The following is a 21,686-nucleotide window of genomic DNA, read 5'->3' as shown; positions in this document are numbered from 1 at the left end:
AACGTTCGTCGTTAAATGAAGATTATTCGCGGAACTCTATAATTTGATTTGTGAAAAAAGGTGGAATGATGATGGAAAACAATACAAGCAACCATAAAGAACAGATCGCCAAAGCGATGAAATCGGTATTAACAGAGCATGAAAAGGTGAAACAGGACCCATGGAGGTTGAACTACCACGTCGTTACACCAGCATTTTGGATGAACGACCCGAATGGATTCATTTTTTATAAAGGCGAGTATCACCTGTTTTATCAGCATCACCCATATTCACCCGAGTGGGGCCCGATGTTTTGGGGGCATGTAAAAAGTAAAGACTTGATGCAGTGGACGCATTTACCGATCGCACTTGCCCCAAGTGAAGACTATGATGCAGACGGTTGCTTTTCAGGCAGCGCGATCGAAAAAGACGGAAAGTTATACTTAATGTACACTGGGAATGTATGGACAGGTGACAATCACGATACGGATTTAAAACAAGTTCAATGTTTAGCAGTAAGTGAAGACGGGATTCATTTTGATAAGGTACAAGAAAATCCAGTAATTTCAGATGCGCCTGAAGGAAATATTCATCCCTATCATTTCCGAGATCCTAAAGTATGGAAGCATAATGACTCCTTTTATTGTGTGTTAGGTTCAAAAACACATGAAGAATCAGGACAAATCCTTCTATATCGGTCTGATGACTTACTCTCTTGGGAATTCATGGCGATTGCGGCAAAAGGAAAAGGAAACTTAGGCTATATGTGGGAATGCCCTGATATTTTCACACTAGATGGAAGAGAAGTACTTGTGATGTCTCCTCAAGGGTTAACCCCAGAAGGAGAAAAATATCATAACCTTCACCAAGCGGGTTATGTTCTAGGGGAACTAAATTACGATACAGGGATATTACAACACGGTGGGTTTGAAATGCTTGATTATGGTTTTGATTTCTATGCACCACAAACTACGATCGATGATCAAGGAAGACGAATTATGATCGCTTGGATGGCAATGTGGGAAAGTGATATGCCTGAACAAAAGCAAAACTGGGCAGGTGCTATGACATTACCACGACAGCTCGTATTGGAGGATGGGAAAATTAAATCCAAGCCTGTACCCGAAATTGATAACATCCGTGGGAACTTAATAAGTTATGAAAACCTAATCGTTGATGGAGAGATTAACTTCAATGAAGTTGAAGGCGACTCTATAGAATTAGATATTTACATAAATGCAAAAGAAGCATCACAATTCGGATTAAAGTTTAGAATGAGTGAAACAAAAAAAGAGTATACAGAGTTAAAATACGATGTCAAAAATGAACTGTTCATTTTTGACCGAAACCATGCTGGAGCAGGACCTGGCGGTGTCAGAAAAGCTCCAGTGCACCTAGTTAATAATAACCTCCATTTACGTGTTTTCATCGATAAATCATCAGTTGAAGTATTTATTAATGACGGTGAAAAAGTGATGACAGGGAGAATTTATCCAAACGAACAATCAATAGCGATTCAATTCTTTTCAGATGCACTATGTCAAATCAACCATATAAAAAAATGGGAGCTACAGCACAGCATGAGTTATATGGAGAAGTAAGTATAACAAAACATGAAATTACAGGAGCAGCACAAGAGATCATCTTGTGTTGTTTTTTTTTTGAAGAGAGCTTTAGAGAATAAGCTCATCAAAAAAAGAAGATATGTTAATTTCATCTATATTTTCCAATATTATAAAACTTATTAAATTTCAAAACGTATTACCAGATAAGAACATCAATAAGGAAAAAGTTGTGCATAGAGAAAACTAGCTAGCATACGTATTAGTGCAGGCGGTCTTAGAACATGTGAGGAAATATCTATCACTTGTCCTTATTTGATTGTTTTCAATTCATCTTACGGAGGCGATGGAACATGACACTTGTAGTATTTCTTTCATTCTTGATTCCAATTTTAATTCTAGCTGCAATTGCCGGGGTCATTTGGTGGTTTTGGATGAAGTTTCGTTATAAAACGGCTAGGTCTAATGAAGCTTTAATTATTGCTGGACCAAGATTAGGTGATCCGAATAAAGAAACGAATATTTTTACCGATAATGAAGGACGCTCGATGAAGATCATCCGTGGTGGCGGACATCTATTAAAGATGCACCAAACGGCAACCCCAGTTGATTTAACTTCATTTCAATTAAAGCTTACTACGCCAAGAGTCTATACATGCGGCGGTGTCCCAATTGTGGCTGATGCTGTGGCGATGGTAAAAGTGGCTGATACGTTAAGAGGAATTGCTATTTATGCTGAACAGTTTCTCGGTAAAAAACAAAATGAAATTGGCGATGAAATCTCGGAGGTCTTGAATGCTAATTTACGTGCGATTTTATCCAAAATGACTGTAGAAGAAATTAACGAAGACCGCGAAAAATTTAATGATGAAGTCACAAAAGTAGCTCAAAAACAGTTAGACGATATGGGTTTCAAAATTACTTCATTAGGATTACAAGACTTACGAGATGCAGACCCTGAAAATGGATACTTAGAAAACTTAGGTCGTCCTAGGATCGCTGAAGTTCGTAAACGTGCTGAAATTGCAGAGTCAGATAGCGATAAGGAAGCACGTATTCATAAAGCGAACAATGATAAAGAAGCGAAAGAGCAAGAATTTCAACGGCAAATTGAAATTTCCGCCGCACAGAAAGCTAAAGATTTAAAGGATGCTGCTATCAAAGAAGAAACTGAAAGAGCAAGAGCAAAGTCCGAACAGTCCTACCAGCTAGAAAAAGCAAAACTAGATAAAGAAGTACAAGAAGAAGAGTTACAACTACACGCCCGCAAGAGAGAAGAGGAGCTTCGGATCCAACATCTTGAGCGTGAACGTGCTGTTAAACTAGAGGAAGAGGAAGCTAAGGTCCGTAAAGCAAAAGCAGATGCCGATTTCTATGAAACTACGAAAAAAGCAGAAGCAGATGCAGAAAGAGCGCGTATTGAAGGGGAAACAAAGGCTCGAATAAAACGAGAAGAAGGTCTTGCAGAAGCGGAAGTTATCCGTAAACGCGGGGAAGCAGAAGCAGAGGCAAAACGTCTACTAGCAGAAGCGATTGCGAAACACGGTGAAGTTATTATCGTTGAAAAATTAATCGAGATGTTACCTCAATTTGCTGAATCGATCTCTAAACCATTGTCCAATATTGAGTCTGTTAAAATTATTGATACAGGAAACGGGAATGGTGTTTCTTCCTACAGCAAGAGCATCACCAATACGATGGCTCAAGTTCAAGAGCCACTGAAAGAATTAACAGGTCTCGATATTTCAAAATTATTAACTGACCTCGTAAACAGAGGAAATACGCATACTGTTGTTCGCACCGAATCTTCTCAAGCAACTGCTAATACAAATAAAGAATCGGAAACGGCTGTAACTGAACTGTCATCAGATGAAACGAGCAAGGAAGAGTAGTCTGATCAATCCATGGGCATTCGACCAACTTATCCAAGTTGGTCGAATGCCCAATTAAAAAAAGTTCCTCCCACGAGGGGAGGAACTTTGTCTTTTTTAGCTAATTACGCTTTGTTAACGTTAGTAGCTTGAGGTCCACGTTGACCTTGCTCTACTTCGAAAGTAACTGTTTGACCTTCTTCTAAAGTTTTGAAACCTTCACCTTGGATCGCTGAGAAGTGTACGAATACGTCGTCTCCACCTTCAACTTCGATAAATCCAAAACCTTTTTCTGCGTTAAACCATTTTACTGTACCTGTGTTCATGTGTGTTTCCTCCTAGTGCTATCTTGCACAAAAATATTACTATCCTTGCCGTCATACTCATTCAAGCCAAAATTACTCATGTGGTATTTGTACTTTCATTCATCATATTCCGAACAACAATAATTGAGTTTAGTATAACACATTTATGAGTAAAAACAAAATACTTTTAAAAAATTTATTTTAGCTTTCAGGAAAATAGAGGAAATAGGATCAAGTAATATTTGCTCTTCCTCCTCATATTGTATAAACATTAATAAAAAGTAAACTCTATAGATAACCGACGAAACAGGAGGAACGACAAGTGGAACCATATGAAATGAAGCACATGATCATCGATGACGATTTTGAAGGTGACCCTGCAGTAACAGCAGAATTTTCTTATAACGAAAATGATTACAGTGTTACGTTCAACAAATCTGACTTAGAATTAATTAATTCCTGGTTATTTGCAAGTGATACAACACTGCCAGCTAATTTATCTGATGCAATGATTGAAACCATTCGTGAAGATATAAAGAAAAGGATCTAATCAACATGATTAGGTCTTTTTTTAGCGCTAATAACGTTTATTTTTTGGCTCGTTTCTTTAATAACGGTCCAATAGCAACAAAGTTTACAATTAACAGCCCTTAGAAATCATCATATACTAGTGCCGAAAATGATGTATGTACGTGTTCACATATATTATACTAAAGACAAGGTTACTGGAATATAATGAATAATCATTGTTTTAGAGGATGATCTAAATGAACGAAAAAGTCTTGATTGTTGAAGGGAAAAATGACCGTAAACGGGTACAGAAGGTTCTCGATGAGCCTGTCGAAATCATCTGTACACACGGAACATTGAGTGAAGAAAAACTTGAGACATTGATATTACCTGTTGAAGATCTTGACGTTTATATCCTTGTAGATGCTGATGACTCTGGAGACAAATTACGGAGACAGTTAAAGCGAGAACTACCGAATGCCACTCATTTATACACAGATAAAGATTACGGACAAGTTGAAACGACTCCTTTTCCATTTTTGGTCGAGGTGTTAGGAGAATATTTTCATGTGAAAGACGCATTCTATGGTAACTAGCTTGATAAGTTTTAGGTTTTTACATTAATAATAACCTTTTTGCTGAAGCAGCCAAATTTCCTCAATTAAAACAATATAAGTCAAAGACCTGTTATGTGGTTAACGCACAAACAGGTCTTTTCTCATTTATCAATATTTTAACCGATTCTGATCTTCTCGGCGCTGTCTAACTAAAATAATTCCAATCGCTAGGACGAGGATAAATTGTCCGATATGACCTAGTAAATAAAACTCTTTTAAATAAATGACCCCTGTGAAGACGAGGAGATCTCGGATCATAAAACCAGCCATGAACAAGAAGCCTACTGCATAGATTTTTGCATCTATACTTCTTATAAACACTCGGATGACAATCCCTAGAATAAGGAGGACCTCAAAGCCAGACAACTTCTCAAATATTCCTTTGGTTAACGTAAAGTAATCAGGATTGACAATTGATAATGTAAAAGCGACCACAGCTAAAGCGAGGTGAATTTGCCATAGGCGACGAACCCAATTTTTATAGCCTGGTCCGAACAGTTTATCAATGATTAGTAAGTCAAAGGCTGACCTGAAAAAGACAGCAATCTGGAATACATATATCCATAAGAACGGGGCATCGACGATAAATTGTTTAGAGCCTGTAATGCTAAATGAATATAGCGCCGAGCAAAAGGTTGCAGCAGCAAAAGCCAAGTAAAGCCATTGAAAACGGTTAACAACAAAATAGATAATCGCCACTAACCCAATAAAAAGCTGGATCGAACCAATGACGATTTTATCGAAATCGTCCTGAAGCATTTTTGTCAAATACGAAGAGTGTGAACCTGCAGATACCGCACCAGCTACCCCAATCAGATTGCCGTTTGAAAATGAACGAATCGTGATTTGGTCTGATGAGTCCATTGGATCCAACTCGATAAAGTGTCGGCGGTTATAGCCTTTATACGTAACGGTTTCCAATTCGGGGATGTCCCCATATTCATAAATCAGCTTGTCTCCTTGGTACACCTCAAATGTTCCATACATAAAAGATATAAAAATAGTGGGATCATTCCAGTTTCCAGGAGGGATTGAATTTCGTAAGTAAAGGATCTCGCTATCGTTACGTGGTTCGTCGAGTTCTTTAACATTTTCAGTAGGTAACCAACCATTCTGAGGGATTCCGACATCCTTTTCAACAGACTCAACCCATTGATACTCCCAACCTTGTTCCATCCTAATTAATGATTTATTATCTGTCTCTTCTTGGCTGTAGACCGTATAAGTAAAGAAGACAGAATGGGTAATGGTAAAAAATAATAAAATGATGGCCGATTTTAAATTCATAATGTTCCTCCGATAATTACAATTATATGAAGACGATTTTTACTATGGTTTCATTCAAAAGAGTGATTGCTTATTTTTTTATTTTAAATCAGGTAGAGAAGAATTACTATTCATTGTCTTCATATGGTGCTTATACTAAAATAGGGAAAGATATGAAAAAAGATGCAATAACAAGGGAGATTATCAATGGATTCAGTTACTCATGCGTTATTTGGGTTGACGATATACGGTGCAACCAATAAAGATTACATGCCTAAAGAGGTAAAAAAATCTGTATTTGTAGCAGCGGTTGCTGGCAGTATGATTCCTGATATTGATGTTATATCACAACTCTGGGATACAGAAGGAATGTACCAAATGTGGCACAGAGGAATTACACACTCGATTTTTTTAGTTCCTGTTTGGGCATTACTCATTTGGCTTGTATGCTTTCTCATTTGGAAGACGAAGGATAGGCGAATTTTTTACATTGCTGCGCTTGCCGTGTTTATCCATAATACGAGTGATATTTTAAATGCGTGGGGCACAGGTTATTTCGAACCGTTCTCCGATGCAAGACTCGGTCTTGGTACGATACCAATTGTCGATATTGTCATTTGGCTTATCATGTTAACAGGTTTTCTAGTTGTAAAGATTAAGAAAGCAACCCCACATAAGGTTTATAAGATCGTCTGGTTGTTCATTATCGCTCATGTGGTTGTCCAATCGGTACAAGGTTATATCCTTTATCAATCAACAGTTGATCAGTACGAAGAACAAGCGTTAAGCGCTCGTTTTATTCCAGGTCATTTTAAAATTGCAGGAAAGAATGGCCTTGAAGTGGAAGTGTTACAAGGAACCGTTTGGGGTGGACTAGAATTAGTCGATCACATAACATCTCAAGATGAGACAAACTTAGATTTACTGTTTAGTGAAAATCCAAGAGCTAAGACACTTTATCAGTGGTCACCTTTTGTTGTTGTCGTTGATGACGACGAAAAGCTTGGAATTTATGATCCGAGGTTCTTCCGAATGGGTGTTCCGTTCCTATATGAATATATTTATAAAGAAGATGTAATTAAAGAGTAATATCATAGAAAAAACGAAACCTCCTCTCAAGGTTTATACTTTGAAGAGGAGGTTTGTATTTAGAAGAATAGACCTTTACTTTTGTCTAAATTACGCTGTGCTAGTTGTTATAGCGCTATTCAGTAGTGCTTTGATCAGTATCCTTCTTATTTTTAAATAGTAATACCGTCACAAGGTAAGCAAATGCGATGATGTTAAATGTAAACATTACATAATCATAATTTGATGCAGTTTGTTCAAAGATGTATGTAAAATAACGAATACAGTTGATCATCAATATAATAAGAAAGGCAAGAGCTAAGTAATTTTTCATTCAAGTCCTCCTAATAAGCCTACAATTCCTTATTTAGTATTACCAATATATAGTATTTTTATAAAAGTATTAAATAAGAAATACTGTTGAAGAAGACTTTCCTAAAGACGATTTTTTATTTTAATATAGATGAAACAGTGTGGAGGAAAAAGTAATGATTATAGCACTAGATATGGACGGTACGTTATTAAATTCAGACGGGCAAATTAGCAAACGAAATCAAACGGTCATTAAACATCTCCAAGCGCAAGAACATCTTGTAACTATTGCAACAGGTCGAGCGTACAAGGATGTGCGTCGTCAATTAGATGCAGCTAATCTTGAATGTCCGATAATAAGTTTAAATGGTGCAGCTATTACACTGCACGATAAAACACTCCTCGGAAGCCAACCGTTAGAAAAACACAAATTAACACCCGCGCTTGATTGGGTACTTGAACAATTTGATTTATATTGTGAAGTTTATACAGATGATGCAGTATATGCAGGCCTCCATAATCTGGAACACCTCGAGTCGATTGTAACAAAACTTTTTGAAAAAGCGGATTCTCGCCAAGGAAAAGAAGAGTCCAGTGATTTAGTAAAAATCATTCAAAAACAATTTCAACAAGCAGCTGTTACTTACATTGATGACATTTCAAGCATTTGGTTACAAGAGGAGCAAAACATTTATAAGGTGCTTATTTTTTCATTAAACAAAAAAATGTTACAAGCTGCTAATGATAAATTTTCAGAAATAAACGGAGTGACGATCACCTCATCACATCCTAATAATATAGAAATTAACAACGAACAGGCTACTAAAGGACTTGCTTTAATGAAGCTTGCTGCGCATCAAAATATTGATATGAAAGATACGATTGTAATGGGAGACAGCTACAACGATTTATCCATGTTTGCCGTTGCGGGTTATGCTGTCGCTATGGAAAATGCAGCACCAATTTTAAAAGAAAATAGTGATTTTGTAACAAAAACAAACGATGAAGACGGTGTTGCTGTATATTTAGAAACACTTATTGAGGGTAAATAGCGCATAATATTAAAAAACCAGCTACGAGACACATACTAGTAGCTGGTTTTTAGCATCGTTAAAATTAATAAGCCCTCTCATATTGAACTGGTGTAAGAGCCTTTTTCTCCAATTGAAGGGCCGCATCATTTGCCCAATAAGGGTTCTTTAACATACCTCGACCAACTGCAATGAGGTCAGCCTGGTCATTCCCAAGAACTGCTTCACCTAGCATCGGGTCGTCAAGTCTTCCAACTGCAATAACAGGAGCACCAGTCTCTTGTTTAATTCTAGTAGCTAAAGGTACTTGATAACCAGGGTGCACACCAGGTCTTCCAGTAGATCCTATAGGACCTTCACCACCAGATGTAATATGGAAAATATCTACACCAGCTGCTTTAAAGCGCTTTGCCATTTCAGAGCTGTAATCTAAATCATATCCCCCATCAACATATTCAACAGCTGATATTCTCATGACGAGTGGCATGTTTTCTGGCATGACACTTTTTGCAGCAAGGATCACTTCTTCCCCAAATAAAAACTTATCTTGACCATATTTATCAGTTCTTTTGTTCGTAAATTCTGAAGCGAACTGGTGAATAAGATATCCGTGAGCGCCATGAAGTTCAACAGTATCGACACCAGCTTTGATTGCGCGTTCAACACCATCGCGAAATGCAATAACCATTTGTTCGGCTTCTTCAGTTGTTAATTCATGAGGTGTTTTAAATTGATCATTAAATGCAATCGGTGAACAAGAAACTAAATCAGGAGCATCCTGTGCTTTACGGCCAGCATGACCAATTTGAATTCCAACCTTAGCACCGTATTTGTGACATTCATCAATAATTCGCTTAAAAGCAGGAATGTGATCATCACTCCAAATCCCTAAACAGTAATCAGAAATGCGACCACGTGCTTCTACATTCGTCATTTCAATAATGATAAATCCAGTTCCGCCAATTGCCCGGCTTGTATAGTGAACAAAGTGCCAGTCAGTTGGGACTCCATCTTTATTCGCCGCTGAATATTGACACATCGGAGGCATAACGACACGATTTTTTAACTCTAAATCCTTGTATGTAAAAGACTCAAAAAGTTTTGACACAAATATCACTCCAGTTTTTTTATTTTTAAATCATAATTTAATAGTATCGAAATTTTTTGTGTTGGTCGAGTAGGAGCGCTTCAATTTTCTGAAAAAGGATACAAAACTACCAAACGGTGAGTTTCGTTAGTTTAGAAAACAACGGACATTAGAATTGCATTCTTGCAGTTTGTTAGATAAGATTATTTTTGTACATAAATTGCTTGAAAGAAAAGAGGAATAATGATGATCCAACGTACAGTTTTAGTTAAATTTGCAGACACGACAACACCTGAACAATTACAAGAAGTAGTGGACCGTTTTAAAGCACTTAAAAATCATTTAACAGGAATTGTCGACCTCCAAGCAGGTCTAAACATTCTTGAAAGAAATAAAGAGTACCAAGTTGTATTAATGGTACGCTTTGAAGACCAAGCAGCATTAGATGCCTATGTTACAGACCCTGAACACCAAGCAGTAGCTGCTTTCATAAAAGAAGTAGGAAGAGTCGATAGCATTGGCGTAGACTTCGAACTATAAGTTCAACATTGAAAAGAAACCCAATCTGGGTTTCTTTTCTTTTTACTAAGAATGTGTAAAAGCAGAATGTTGAGGGGAAGAATTTTAAAAGTGAAGTGTAAAGTTATTTAGAAATTTGGATATAAGACCCTTTTTAAGCGATTCTGAATAGGTTTTGCGTACAAAATCATTCGATAGTCCACTAATTTACCAGTATAAGGTAAATGCCTGTTCTAAATAGAAATAAAGGAAACTATTTTACCAGGAACAGGAAGATCCCTGCTCTAAATTAAAAGTTGGTGCACACTGTTTTCAGCATTAGGGAAATCCCTGCTCTAATTCAATAGTTGGTGCACACTTTTCCTAGGATATGGTAAATTGCCAGCCTAAATCAGAGGATAGAACAGTTTTTTCCCAGGATAAGGGAAAAAACTGTCTTTAAAACATAAAATAGAAACAGCACCAACCAAAAAACAACTGCCCCACAAAGGGACAGTTGCTCCTATAAGCATTTATTAACGTTGTTCCAGTCGTTTAATTCTTTCGTCTAAGTCAGGGTGAGAGGAGAAGAGGCTCATAACGCCACCTTTCCCACTAATTTTCATCGTTTGAATTGCCGAGTCGTCCGTGCGGTCATTAATGTTAGCACGGTTGACATATGCTTTTAAGGAACGAAGAGCATGTGCCATTTTATCACGACCTGCTAAGTCAGCGCCGCCACGATCAGCGTGGTACTCACGATAACGCGAGAATGCCATTACGACAATGCTTCCAAGAATTGAGAATAAAATTTGAAAAATAATGATTGCAGCGAATCTAACAACAGCTTGCATTTCAGAGCGTACTAATCGCGATACAAGTATCGCTGCGATTCTTGCAAAAAAGACAACAAAAGTATTTACAACACCTTGCAGTAACGTCATCGTCACCATATCACCATTGGCTACGTGTGCTACTTCATGGGCAATAACACCCTCAACAGCATCATCATCCATTACATTTAATAAGCCAGAAGAAACTGCAACAAGTGAGCGCTTCTTTGAAGGTCCTGTTGCGAATGCATTAACCTCTGGGGAATTATAAATCCCAACCTCTGGCATGTGAGTAAGGCCTGCTGCACGTGAAAGGCGATGAACCTTTTCAGCCACGCTACGCTCTTGAGGTGAAAGTGAACCATTTGGGTCAAGCACTTTCACGTTCATCATTTTTTTAGCCATCCAACGTGACATTGCTAGAGAGATAAATGATCCAGAGAAACCAACCACTAAACTAAAGACTGCTAACCCAACGAAGTCAATTCCTAGTCCTGGGGCTCCTGTTTCAAATGAACCACCAATATCAGTATACCTTGTAATGATTGACCAGACGATGATAATCGTTGTCATAACTAAAATGTTTGTTAAAAGAAAGAACAATATTCGTTTCCCCATTATACGCCTCCATATTTAAAGTATCCTTAAATATTTTAACACTTTATCGAAAAAATATAGAAGTTATTTGAGGATATTCCCATAAAATTAATAGGTTAATCTTTTGTAAACACAATCTTATAGTTACTGTAATATAAAATAATAAAATCTTCTAATTTAATATAAATAGTGAAACCAATTTCATATATAATCGTAGTAGTAGGCAGATAGTCTTATCGAGGAGGTAAGTTATGATCCAATTTACGGATGTAAATAAGATGTACAAAGAGCGAGCTGCATTAAAAAATATTAATTTACATATTAATGAAGGGGTATGTTTTGGTTTGATTGGGCCTAACGGTGCTGGTAAGTCAACGTTAATGAAAATTTTATGTAATATACTTGGGGACTATAAAGGAAATGTGTCTGTTTCTGGAAAGTTGCTAGAAAGTGGTAATAGCGAGATTAAGAGAAAAATCGGTTATGTTCCCCAAGACCTTGTTCTAGAAGAAAAACTAACAGGGCTTGATAACCTAGCTTTTTTCGGTCGTATCTATGGACTGAAGGGAAAGGCACTCAAAGATCGCATCGATGAAGTGCTTCAAAAGGTCGGGCTATTGGACAGAAAAAAAGATGCTGTGTCCTCTTACTCTGGTGGAATGAAACGCCGCTTAAATATAGCATGTGCTTTGCTTCATGAACCAGATATCATCATTATGGATGAGCCAACGGTCGGAGTAGACCCGCAGTCGAGAAATCATATCTTTGATATCATTAACGAATTAAAAAATAATGGAAAAACGGTTATGTATTCTAGTCATTACATGGAGGAAGTGGAAAGCTTATGTGATGATATCGCCTTGATTGACCAAGGTGAAATTGTTGAAAGTGGTTCGATACGAGAATTGTTAGTGAAATATTCAAAGCCCTCAATCTTTGTCCAAGGTATCGGCGTAGAAAAAGATGATTTAAATGCTTTTGGATCAGTCATTAAGGTAAAGGACGGCTACAAGATTGACACACCAGAACCTCTTCAAAAATTAGAGCAAATCGCTGACTTATTTTTAACAAAAGATGTACAAATTGAGCGGCTTGAAATTACGAGACCAAGCTTAGAGGATATCTTCTTATCTCTAACAGGTTCGTCTTTAAGGGATTGAGAGGAGAATTCTTATGATATTTAATATTGTAAAAATGGAATTTAAGAAACAATTAAAAGATAAAAGCTTCTTTTTTTGGTTACTCGGTATGCCTATTCTTTTTATCGTCTTATTTTCATTTATTTTCGGAAATATTGACAGTCTCACATTTAATGTTCATTACATAGACGAAGATCGAACAGAAATGTCTGAGCAACTACTTACTATAGTTGATGAAGCAGAGGTGTTTGAGCTTCATGAAGAAACGCATTTAGAACAGGCGATCGAAGAAATTAGGAGTGGTAATATTACAGCGCTCCTTTATATCCCGCAAGGATTTGAAGAACGTATGTATGCAGGTAAACCAAACCCAATAGAGTTTCACTTTGATTCTTTGAAGCAGGATGTTGTAAATCCAGTACAAAACTTAGTTGAAAACATCTCATATTCATTCCAACAAAACAAATTTGAACAAGTATTAGTTGACCATGTGACGAATGAATATGAGAGGGCTGCGCTGTTAGAGCCACCGTTCATCATCCAGGCACAGGAGCAACAGTCTGACGGAGTCAATGCAATTACACAAATCGTTCCTGGGTATGCGGTTATGTTTTCATTTTTTATTATTATTACAATGGTTAATTCATTTTTGAAGGATAGGGATCACGGAATGCTAGCCCGCTTAGCAACCACGCCGATGAATAAATATGAGTATTTACTTGGAAAATGGATTGCGTTCATCATTATTGTCTTTATCCAAATTTGGGCTCTTCTTGGGTTTGGGTACTTCGTATACGATTTATACCTCGGGAATTTATTAGCAATCGCAGTGCTTTCTTTTGCTTTAACATTGACGACAACAGGTATTGGTCTTGCAATCTCATTATTTGCTAGCACAGAAAACTTTGGAATTATTGTCACACAAGTATTGGCACTAGGTGGAGCGATGCTAGGGGGACTATGGGTACCACTCGAGCTAATGCCAAACTTTATGCAGACAATGGCATTGTTTGTCCCACAATATTGGGCCCAGAGTGGTTTCCAAGATATCATGTTAAGAGAAGCAGGTGTAGGCGATATATATATTTCCATCCTTATATTATTAGGAGTGGCTGGTATTGGGTTACTATTCGCCGGGAAAAACTACAACCGATTTTTAAAAGGGGCTAAAAGTTAATCACTTGTCACTAAACACTTAAAAAAGCTCATTCACTAGGCACTTAACCTTTTGAATGAGCTTTTATATTGAGCAACTACAAAACAAATGGATTAAAACGCACCTGATCCACCACCGCCACCACCAGCACCACTGCCTGTGCTTGTCGTTCCACTACTTGAGCTAGAGCTTACGCTCGTTGTAGAGGAAGCAGCTTTAAAATTAGAAAAGGCGATCGGGCCCATATAGGCCATGGATGCTACGTCGACAGTATAACTATAGTTATTGGTGAGAATTGGTGATCTAAATGCCTTAATTAATTCTTCATTTTTCTTACGTAACGTTTTTACATGAATACCTAGCCCGTAAATATAAGCACGCATTCGCTCGTCTTCAGACCACCTTTCCCAATCTGTCTGGGTAAGGTGTTTATATTGCTCTCTAAATTGTTTCCATTCATACGTGATTTTTTCCCCTTCGTACGATTTCGGACGATAGGCGAGGGCATACAGTATTGTACCCGAAAATAAAGACAGGGTCACGATAAAAGCTAACACTAGATCAAAGACTGGAAAAAGAATTAGAAATGGAAACAAGATGAGGCTTGAAAACCCGACCCATATTCGATAATTCTTACTATTTTCAAAGAGAGCATGAGCTTGGATTTCTTCTTTGACCGCTTTCTGCCAGTTCGTTTGATCTGTATGATATCGACTATGATTTTTTTCGTTTTTTGTATACTTTTTTAAATGTGAAAAATGAAAATGACCATCTCTTCCAATTGTATAAAACAACCAATTGATCAGGAGTCTTTCGTGGTGTAAAGTACCCTCACGATCGACAACCTGGAAGTGATCATCTGTTTTCTTTTTTACATACCCTTGCCGCACCAAATCTAGCAACGCAGCTGCCATGACTTGAGGGGAGAAATGATTATAATTTGTAAATAAAATCGTCGCTGGTAGACTCATAACTTGTATAGGTACAGCTTTTGAAAGCTTTGTTTCACGGATAATTACCGACTGTTTAGTTCTTACTTTAAGGGCACTTTTTACAATTAAAAATAATAAGATGAATGCGTAAGCAGGAAGAGCAATTCGTGCAATTGTAGTGAGCGCTTCTCTGGTTTTTAATCTTGATTCTGCTCCTATTATTAAGCTTTCGTGTTCATCTATTAGTTCTTCTCTGATTTGTCCTGTGATTAGGGGAGCTTCATCAAACAAGCCAGCTTCATAACCTACACGGATATCACCATTCGTTTTTCTTAGAACCTTTCCAAAGTTGAAAACAACAGTTCCGTTCTGTTTGATCGTTTCTTTTGTAAAAGCTTCATCATACCCAAATGCAATAACATCTCGTGTTGTTTGCGGCGGATAAACAGTAATTGTAAAGTTGTCGTAGTTCGCTTCATTTTCTCTACTAAAAAACGGCCAGTAAAACTGTGCGTAATCTTCATAGACCTCAACACCATTTATAATCGTATAGTTAATTTTCACTATCACCGTTTCATCCGACCCTTTACGGTGAATGTTGTAGTATTCTCCTGCTTCTTCAACGATAAGGGGAACTCCTTTTTCAGATGCTGTGAAATCCGTAATCAGAGAACCGTTCTTAGAAATAAGCAATCTACTAATCCCATTAAAATCACCCTCAAAGTCATATGTGAAAGTTTCTTCGACATTAACATTCCCATTATTTTTAAGATGCGCATCAATTTTTACATTAGTAATGGAAAATTCAACGGCAAAACTTTGGATAGGGAAAAAGATTAGGAGAGTAATGAACATTACCAAAGTTAGATAGAGCTTTTTCAATTTTTTTCACCTTCTTTCTTTATGTAATACGCCTTAGAAGGGAAAGAGTTTCATTTTTCTTTCACTTGGCTTTTTTTCTAAAAAATTGTTGCTCACAGCTAATGGACCGTCAATCTTGAATTTGACAATTAATAAACGATTAAGTTTGGAAGGGTCGTGATCGAAAAAGGTGACGACTTATTTAAAGGAACTGCCTGATTACAGGGGATAGTATGTTTATATTGACATATAGAGAGGATGTATGATAAATTTATCTCGAATTAAGGATAATTTAAATCAAGATAAATAACAATACGTTTTAATTCTGAATAATAAAGGAGTAGTCGATGCTAGTATAGTTATGTTATCAAAAAGTATAAATCTTTATTTTTAAACATATTGGGGGTCTAACTATGAATGAGTTAAAAGGCTTACACCACGTCACAGCGATTACGAGTAGTGCTGAGAAGAATTATGAATTTTTTACGTATGTATTAGGCATGCGTTTAGTTAAAAAAACTGTCAATCAAGACGATATTCAGACGTATCATTTATTTTTCGCTGATGATAAAGGAACAGCTGGTACAGACATGACGTTCTTTGATTTTCCTGGCATACCAAAAGGGTCTCATGGGACGAATGAGATTTACAAAACGTCATTTCGAGTTCCGACAGATGCTGCATTAAATTATTGGGTTAAACGATTTGATCGTTTAGACGTACAACATACAGGAGTTAAAGAGCAATTTGGTAAAAAGACATTATCATTTGTTGATTTTGATGATCAACAGTATCAGTTAATATCTGATGGGTACAATGAAGGAGTAGCTTCAGGCACACCTTGGCAAAAAGGCCCGATTCCACTAGAGAATGCGATTACTGGATTAGGTCCGCTTTTTGTGCGCGTTGCAAATTTTGAGTTTTTTAAAGAGATGCTAGAAAAGGTCCTCTTGTTTAAAAAAGTCGACCAAGAAGGCTCGGTCCATTTATTTGAAGTAGGTGAAGGGGGAAATGGGGCACAAGTTATTGTAGAACATAATGCAGTCCTTCCTCAAGCAAGACAAGGGTTTGGAACGGTTCATCATGCAGCATTCCGAGTTGAAGATCGTACAGTTTTAGAAGAGTGGGATCAACGCCTTCGTAGTTTTGGCTTTCAAACATCAGGTTTCGTCGATCGCTACTTCTTCGGATCTTTATATTCAAGAGTTGCCCCGCAAATTTTATTTGAATTTGCAACAGATGGACCAGGATTTATGGGTGATGAGCCATATGAAACGCTCGGTGAAAAACTATCTTTACCGCCATTTCTTGAACCAAAGCGTGATGAAATCGAAAAATATGTTCGTCCAATCGATACCATTCGGAGCACTAAGGAATTTGTAAAAGAGTAAGAATGTTGTTCGCGTAAGCTGACAAACCTTTAATCTTTTCGCTAATTAAAACATTTTAAGGATATAGACTCCACTATTCTATATCCTTTTTTTTCTTACTCTATAAAAAACCAAGATAGAGTTGGAGTACGAAAACTATTCAATTTCATCAAATGGGTAGTATACTTCCTCTCCATTGTCTAAAATTACGCTTAATTGATAATTGTTAAACGCTAAATCGTTTTCTTTAACTGGTAAGTACCAAAAGTAATCTTTTATTTTTAATCGATAATCAAGATCCTCTGTTTGGAAACGTATCGACTCAACTTTATTGGGATTAACATAACCGTATAAATATGATTGTTCATCAATACTTATACTACTAATATTAGAGATACGAAAAATATGCTCTTTAATTGTATGATGTCGATCATTTACTGCTGGACTTGAAGAGTGAGTCATTTTCCATCCAGAAATGCTTTTTTTGTATATTTCACCAAAGATATACTCCTTACTTTCACTGAATACAATTTTATAATTACCATAATTCAATTGTTCTCTAATTTCTCTATCATCTATAACATTAGCCAATTTAAAGTTTGGTATAAAAACTATTATATAAGTAATGATGATAATTCCGAAGATTGGAATAAAAATAAGTCTCTTTTTATTCACCATTTTCACCTCCTAATTTATATTTAATAGTAATATATTGGTAATCGCAATATTATTCTAAAATTTTTTTACTGACCAAAATAGACCGTATATTGAAACATACGGTCTTGATTCTGTCTATTCTTGAATCAACTGATAAAGCTGAAATAAGTCTTCTTTTAAAAGAATTTTTGGGACAGGATAAAGTGGATTTGCTTCTTTAAATGACCTTTCAACCATTATTGGAATATCACTATTCTTGATCCCACTTACTTTTTTCGGAATGTTCATGTCCTCGTTAAGCTGCTTTACCGCTTCGATAAATTTATTTGCTTTTTGTTTATCACTATCCTTAGTCTCCGTAATATTGATTAAATCGGCTAATTCAGCCAATGGTTTGTGCACTGCTTTTCCATAATATTCTAGTACATATGGTAATATAATGGCATTTGCTAATCCATGAGGAACTGAATAAAAACCACCTAATGTATGAGCAATCGCATGCACATAACCAACATAGGCACGCGTGAACGCAACCCCTGCTAAATAAGATGCCTTTTGCATATTACTTCTTGCCGTTAAATTCTCACCATTAGAGTAAGCTTTATATAGATTTTCAAAAATCAACTTTACTGCATCTTTACTACATTTTATGGTTTCAGGTGTATTTGCTCGTCCAATGTACGCTTCAACTGCATGTGTTAAAGCATCCATACCTGTTGTCGACGTGATATGGGGAGGAAGCTTGACTGTGAGTAACGGATCAAGAACGGCAACATCAGGTATGAGAACGGTATCATTGATCGCATACTTTTCATGTGTTTTACTGTTGGAAATAACGGCCGCAACCGTAGCCTCACTTCCAGTCCCAGCTGTAGTCGGAATAGCAAATAGGGGAGGAGTGTCTGTTTTTACCTTTAAAGCACCTTTCATCTGTTCTAGACTTTTTTCTGGTCTAGCAATACGAGCACCGACACCTTTTGCGCAGTCCATTGGAGATCCGCCGCCAAAAGCAATAATTCCTTTACAACTATTCGCATGGTAGATTTCAAGAGCAGCCTCAATGTTTTCAATTGTCGGATTCGGGACAGTTTCATCATAAACGACGTAGCTCACACCATAATCCTTTAAACCAACCAATAAATTATCTATTAAACCGATTGATGAAATTCCTTGATCTGTGACAATTAGTATTCTATCAAGCTCTTTATTCTTGATTAGTTTTGGTAGTTTATTTAGACTATTTTCTCCTTCTAACAGCTGTGGTTGACGCCAGGGCAGAAAGCGAGTAATTATCTTAAACGTTTGTTGATAAGCTCGACAATATATCCGGTACATACGATGACCTCACTTTTATTAAGACTCTATATACTCTATATACATTAACCCAAAAGACCAAAAAAGACAGTATAATTAACTATATAATGGATAAATCTAGGAAATGTCAAGAAATTATTGAAAATATTAGTAATATTATATTGTTAGGGTTGCTATAAAATGATATCCCTGTGAAAATATTAGTACGATGAAATATCTTAAATAAGGGCTCATCGTTATACATAGAAGCTTTATAGGTTCTATTAACTCGGAGGTCATGGCATGAATCTCACAAATCGCCGCAAACAATTTCTCGAACAAATTGTGCAAATGTATTCTCAAACAAATGAACCCATTCATTATTCGGATATCGCTAAGGTCATCGGGGTTAGTAAATGGACAGCATATGATGTTTTAAAAGAACTAGAAAAACATGAATTTCTTGAACGAAAGTATACAGTTAATCAAAATGAAACAGGTAGATCTTTAGTTGTTTTTGTACCAACAGAGAAGTCCCAAAACCTCTTTAAGCAAGTAAGACACAATATTACTAGCGAAGCAGAATGGCAGCAACTACAGGAAGATGTTCTTCATTTCATCACAGATTTAAGAGAAAACCACAACCCAATAGATCGTTTACTGCAAATGTTGTCAAAAGTAGATAGGAAAGTTGAGTTTTGTGCATATTTTATTGGCGTTCTTCTCGTTTACTTACATCGGCAAGGAGAGACAGTCAAGAATCTAACTATTAATATGCTGCATGTTTCAAAAACACCAGTAATTCAGCTAGCTACATTTGTAGGGGCGGTGACTGGAATGATCATCGAGTCTGCCAGTGATGGAATTAGTCCAGAAATGGTTAAGTTCATCCAACAATTTATGAACACCTTGGAAAAATTAAATGATGATGAACTTCAGTTTTTAGTTCTTTTTTTAAGCGGTATGATGGAACAGTAAACAAGTAAAATATGAATATTGAGTCAGAGAGAGTATTTTTCAACTAGAAAATCTTAACATATAGACAAAAGGAGCGATGCAAAACACAGCCGCGCTCCTTTCCATCTACCATTGAAAAGCGGAAGAACGTTAGACTTCCTGTTAATCTATAACATTCTTTTTAAACACATAACTAACTTTGTGATAATCCATCTTATCTTCATAAAAACGGTGAGCGTCCACCCGTTGTAACCCAGAGGATAATGCGACACTTTCAAAGCCATTGTTTTTTGCCCACTTTTCAACATACGCAAGAAGTTGTTCACCGTACCCTTTAGAACGTTTACTCTGGTCTGTTACTAAGTCACAAACCCAAAGGAAACGACCGTAGTATAAAGTGATCATCGGCATAAAGCCGATCACCGCTAACATTTCATCCTCTTCATAAAGGCCCGCTAGTTTATAGTTTTCCTTATCAGCTGCTTCACTAACTAATTCCACATATGTATTTTGATCAAGATGAGAGCGTAATTGACTCATAATGGGAAAAGCTTCGATCCATTCCGTTTCAGTTGTTAATTCTTTAATTTGAATTGAATTCATTTCACTCATACTTCTAGCCTCCATCTTCAGTTAGGTTTAATTATTGACATCATATCATTTTCTTGGGAGATTATGTTAAAATTTAAGCTCTGTTAATGTTGAATGTTGATTTTCAACAACATGCTTAAGCACAGTCTAAAAAGAAGAGGAGAGATGGGAAGAAAATGTTCACAAAGATTGATTATTTAAAGCGCGGCAACGAAAGACAACAAAGAGCGTATAACGCGATAACACATTTACGTATTATGAAAGATTTAGCTGATTATAAGCCTGTTCTATGTGGTACGGTCCCTATTGAAATTGATATTGAAGCCTCCGATTTAGATATTATATTTGAAGTTCACGACTTCACTCGCTTTCAAGAGCTGGCAATCACTTTATACGGATGTATGCAGGAGTTTAAAATAAGTCAATATGAGATTAGGAACCAGCCAATTATAAAAGCCAATTTTAAATGTAAAGACTATGAATTTGAATTATTTGGCCAAGCCCAGCCAGTCCAAGAGCAAAATGCTTACCTACATATGATAATTGAACATTATATATTAAAAGAACACCCAGAACTAAAACAGCCCATTATCACACTAAAAAAACAAGGGTACAAAACGGAACCTGCCTTTTGTAAGGTGCTAGGTTTAGAAGGGGAAGACCCATATTTGTTGCTATTAGAATACGGGAAGAATAAAGGGATTATTTAAACTCGGACCCCTACGTTTTTTCTAAAACGAGCAATGCATATCTAGCACACGCTTTACATCATAAACGAGCTGTGTCATTGTCATTGGCTCAGAGCTTTAATCACTCCGACCATCTCCTCTTATATCAAACATAATCAGCTGACAACCACTCATTAGACTTACTTGATAAACATTAATAAGTCTAAAACTAAAGGTTTTAGACTATAAATAGGACGATTTAATTGAAAAAAACTATTGGTGGAGAAGGAGGGATTCGAACCCCCATCCATCTCGACGATATTCAACTCGTACTTCTCCATTTGGCTCCACAGGTAGGACTCGAACCTACGACCGATCGGTTAACAGCCGATTGCTCTACCACTGAGCTACTGTGGAATATGACAGCAGGTATCGCTTAAATCCTATAAAATGATCCCTAGTTGCACCTAATGATAGTATTGGTAATTAATCCTATTTTATGTATCAATTTTAAAAAACAAAACAC

Annotated in this window: 21 protein-coding genes and 2 tRNA genes; 12 read left to right on the top strand and 11 right to left on the bottom strand. The window is 36.7% G+C overall.

Annotated elements, in window-relative coordinates; translation table 11 throughout:
* The first annotated feature begins 71 nt into the window (after positions 1 to 71).
* Positions 72 to 1,580 (top strand): glycoside hydrolase family 32 protein, encoded by a 1,509-nt coding sequence (locus GKP30_RS07135; RefSeq protein ID WP_216828722.1) that lies wholly within the window; start codon positions 72 to 74, stop codon positions 1,578 to 1,580.
* Positions 1,581 to 1,894: 314 nt separating this feature from the next.
* Positions 1,895 to 3,433: a flotillin family protein gene (locus GKP30_RS07130; protein WP_236034940.1), complete on the top strand. Its 1,539-nt coding sequence runs from the start codon at positions 1,895 to 1,897 to the stop codon at positions 3,431 to 3,433.
* A gap of 104 nt (positions 3,434 to 3,537) precedes the next feature.
* Here GKP30_RS07130 and GKP30_RS07125 read toward each other — a convergent pair whose 3' ends face one another.
* The gene (locus GKP30_RS07125) at positions 3,538 to 3,738 is read right to left on the bottom strand and encodes a cold-shock protein (RefSeq protein ID WP_216828721.1); all 201 of its coding nucleotides are present in this window, start codon (positions 3,736 to 3,738) and stop codon (positions 3,538 to 3,540) included.
* Between the two features lie 301 nt (positions 3,739 to 4,039).
* Here GKP30_RS07125 and GKP30_RS07120 point away from each other — a divergent pair, with 301 nt between their 5' ends.
* Complete coding sequence (locus GKP30_RS07120) at positions 4,040 to 4,267, top strand: hypothetical protein (protein WP_216828720.1); 228 nt, start codon at positions 4,040 to 4,042, stop codon at positions 4,265 to 4,267.
* 217 nt (positions 4,268 to 4,484) lie between these two features.
* Positions 4,485 to 4,823: a toprim domain-containing protein gene (locus GKP30_RS07115; RefSeq protein WP_216828719.1), complete on the top strand. Its 339-nt coding sequence runs from the start codon at positions 4,485 to 4,487 to the stop codon at positions 4,821 to 4,823.
* A 129-nt stretch (positions 4,824 to 4,952) separates the two neighbouring features.
* Here GKP30_RS07115 and GKP30_RS07110 read toward each other — a convergent pair whose 3' ends face one another.
* The gene (locus tag GKP30_RS07110) at positions 4,953 to 6,131 is read right to left on the bottom strand and encodes a 7TM-DISM domain-containing protein (RefSeq protein ID WP_216828718.1); all 1,179 of its coding nucleotides are present in this window, start codon (positions 6,129 to 6,131) and stop codon (positions 4,953 to 4,955) included.
* A 186-nt stretch (positions 6,132 to 6,317) separates the two neighbouring features.
* On the opposite strand from GKP30_RS07110, the gene GKP30_RS07105 reads away from it, so the two are divergent.
* Entirely contained in the window at positions 6,318 to 7,199 is an 882-nt protein-coding gene (locus tag GKP30_RS07105; RefSeq protein WP_216828717.1) for a metal-dependent hydrolase, read from the top strand.
* Positions 7,200 to 7,314: 115 nt separating this feature from the next.
* Here GKP30_RS07105 and GKP30_RS07100 read toward each other — a convergent pair whose 3' ends face one another.
* Positions 7,315 to 7,512: a hypothetical protein gene (locus tag GKP30_RS07100; RefSeq protein WP_216828716.1), complete on the bottom strand. Its 198-nt coding sequence runs from the start codon at positions 7,510 to 7,512 to the stop codon at positions 7,315 to 7,317.
* A gap of 154 nt (positions 7,513 to 7,666) precedes the next feature.
* Between GKP30_RS07100 and GKP30_RS07095 the strand changes: the two genes are divergently transcribed.
* Positions 7,667 to 8,542, top strand: coding sequence for a Cof-type HAD-IIB family hydrolase (locus GKP30_RS07095; protein WP_216828715.1), 876 nt, complete (start codon positions 7,667 to 7,669; stop codon positions 8,540 to 8,542).
* 64 nt (positions 8,543 to 8,606) lie between these two features.
* Here GKP30_RS07095 and GKP30_RS07090 read toward each other — a convergent pair whose 3' ends face one another.
* Positions 8,607 to 9,629, bottom strand: coding sequence for an NADH:flavin oxidoreductase/NADH oxidase (locus GKP30_RS07090; RefSeq protein ID WP_216828714.1), 1,023 nt, complete (start codon positions 9,627 to 9,629; stop codon positions 8,607 to 8,609).
* Positions 9,630 to 9,854: 225 nt separating this feature from the next.
* Between GKP30_RS07090 and GKP30_RS07085 the strand changes: the two genes are divergently transcribed.
* A complete protein-coding gene (locus GKP30_RS07085) occupies positions 9,855 to 10,148 on the top strand; it encodes a Dabb family protein (RefSeq protein ID WP_216828713.1) in 294 nt (97 codons plus the stop codon).
* A gap of 494 nt (positions 10,149 to 10,642) precedes the next feature.
* Here GKP30_RS07085 and htpX read toward each other — a convergent pair whose 3' ends face one another.
* Entirely contained in the window at positions 10,643 to 11,557 is a 915-nt protein-coding gene (htpX, locus tag GKP30_RS07080) for a protease HtpX (RefSeq protein WP_216828712.1), read from the bottom strand.
* A gap of 230 nt (positions 11,558 to 11,787) precedes the next feature.
* Between htpX and GKP30_RS07075 the strand changes: the two genes are divergently transcribed.
* On the top strand, positions 11,788 to 12,696 hold the full coding sequence (locus GKP30_RS07075) for an ABC transporter ATP-binding protein (RefSeq protein WP_216828711.1): 909 nt from the start codon (positions 11,788 to 11,790) through the stop codon (positions 12,694 to 12,696).
* A 13-nt stretch (positions 12,697 to 12,709) separates the two neighbouring features.
* Positions 12,710 to 13,852: an ABC transporter permease gene (locus GKP30_RS07070; RefSeq protein ID WP_216828710.1), complete on the top strand. Its 1,143-nt coding sequence runs from the start codon at positions 12,710 to 12,712 to the stop codon at positions 13,850 to 13,852.
* 92 nt (positions 13,853 to 13,944) lie between these two features.
* Here the strand turns inward: GKP30_RS07070 and GKP30_RS07065 are convergent, their stop codons facing one another.
* Positions 13,945 to 15,645 carry a DUF2207 domain-containing protein gene (locus GKP30_RS07065; protein WP_216828709.1) on the bottom strand — a complete coding sequence of 567 codons (1,701 nt, stop codon included), beginning with the start codon at positions 15,643 to 15,645 and terminating at the stop codon, positions 13,945 to 13,947.
* A 392-nt stretch (positions 15,646 to 16,037) separates the two neighbouring features.
* Between GKP30_RS07065 and GKP30_RS07060 the strand changes: the two genes are divergently transcribed.
* Complete coding sequence (locus GKP30_RS07060; protein WP_216828708.1) at positions 16,038 to 17,015, top strand: ring-cleaving dioxygenase; 978 nt, start codon at positions 16,038 to 16,040, stop codon at positions 17,013 to 17,015.
* 135 nt (positions 17,016 to 17,150) lie between these two features.
* On the opposite strand, the gene GKP30_RS07055 is transcribed toward GKP30_RS07060, so the two are convergent.
* Together GKP30_RS07055 and GKP30_RS07050 are read right to left on the bottom strand one after the other, a co-directional pair.
* Positions 17,151 to 17,669, bottom strand: coding sequence for a hypothetical protein (locus GKP30_RS07055; RefSeq protein ID WP_216828707.1), 519 nt, complete (start codon positions 17,667 to 17,669; stop codon positions 17,151 to 17,153).
* Positions 17,670 to 17,786: 117 nt separating this feature from the next.
* Positions 17,787 to 18,986 (bottom strand): iron-containing alcohol dehydrogenase, encoded by a 1,200-nt coding sequence (locus GKP30_RS07050; RefSeq protein WP_216828706.1) that lies wholly within the window; start codon positions 18,984 to 18,986, stop codon positions 17,787 to 17,789.
* A 261-nt stretch (positions 18,987 to 19,247) separates the two neighbouring features.
* Between GKP30_RS07050 and GKP30_RS07045 the strand changes: the two genes are divergently transcribed.
* A complete protein-coding gene (locus tag GKP30_RS07045) occupies positions 19,248 to 19,922 on the top strand; it encodes a helix-turn-helix domain-containing protein (RefSeq protein ID WP_216828705.1) in 675 nt (224 codons plus the stop codon).
* A gap of 141 nt (positions 19,923 to 20,063) precedes the next feature.
* Here the strand turns inward: GKP30_RS07045 and GKP30_RS07040 are convergent, their stop codons facing one another.
* Positions 20,064 to 20,504 carry a GNAT family N-acetyltransferase gene (locus tag GKP30_RS07040; RefSeq protein WP_216828762.1) on the bottom strand — a complete coding sequence of 147 codons (441 nt, stop codon included), beginning with the start codon at positions 20,502 to 20,504 and terminating at the stop codon, positions 20,064 to 20,066.
* 164 nt (positions 20,505 to 20,668) lie between these two features.
* Between GKP30_RS07040 and GKP30_RS07035 the strand changes: the two genes are divergently transcribed.
* A complete protein-coding gene (locus GKP30_RS07035) occupies positions 20,669 to 21,202 on the top strand; it encodes a DUF4269 domain-containing protein (RefSeq protein ID WP_216828704.1) in 534 nt (177 codons plus the stop codon).
* Positions 21,203 to 21,437: 235 nt separating this feature from the next.
* On the opposite strand, the gene GKP30_RS07030 is transcribed toward GKP30_RS07035, so the two are convergent.
* Positions 21,438 to 21,499 (bottom strand) — tRNA-OTHER (locus GKP30_RS07030).
* A gap of 3 nt (positions 21,500 to 21,502) precedes the next feature.
* Positions 21,503 to 21,577: transfer RNA gene (locus GKP30_RS07025), tRNA-Asn, on the bottom strand.
* Between the last annotated feature and the right edge of the window lie 109 nt (positions 21,578 to 21,686).

It is taken from the genome of Alkalihalobacterium elongatum (genome assembly GCF_019024285.1).
GTDB lineage: Bacteria > Bacillota > Bacilli > Bacillales > Bacillaceae_F > Alkalihalobacterium > Alkalihalobacterium elongatum.
The sequence above is the reverse complement of the archived record's forward strand: the minus strand, read 5'-3'. Positions and strand labels throughout refer to the sequence as shown.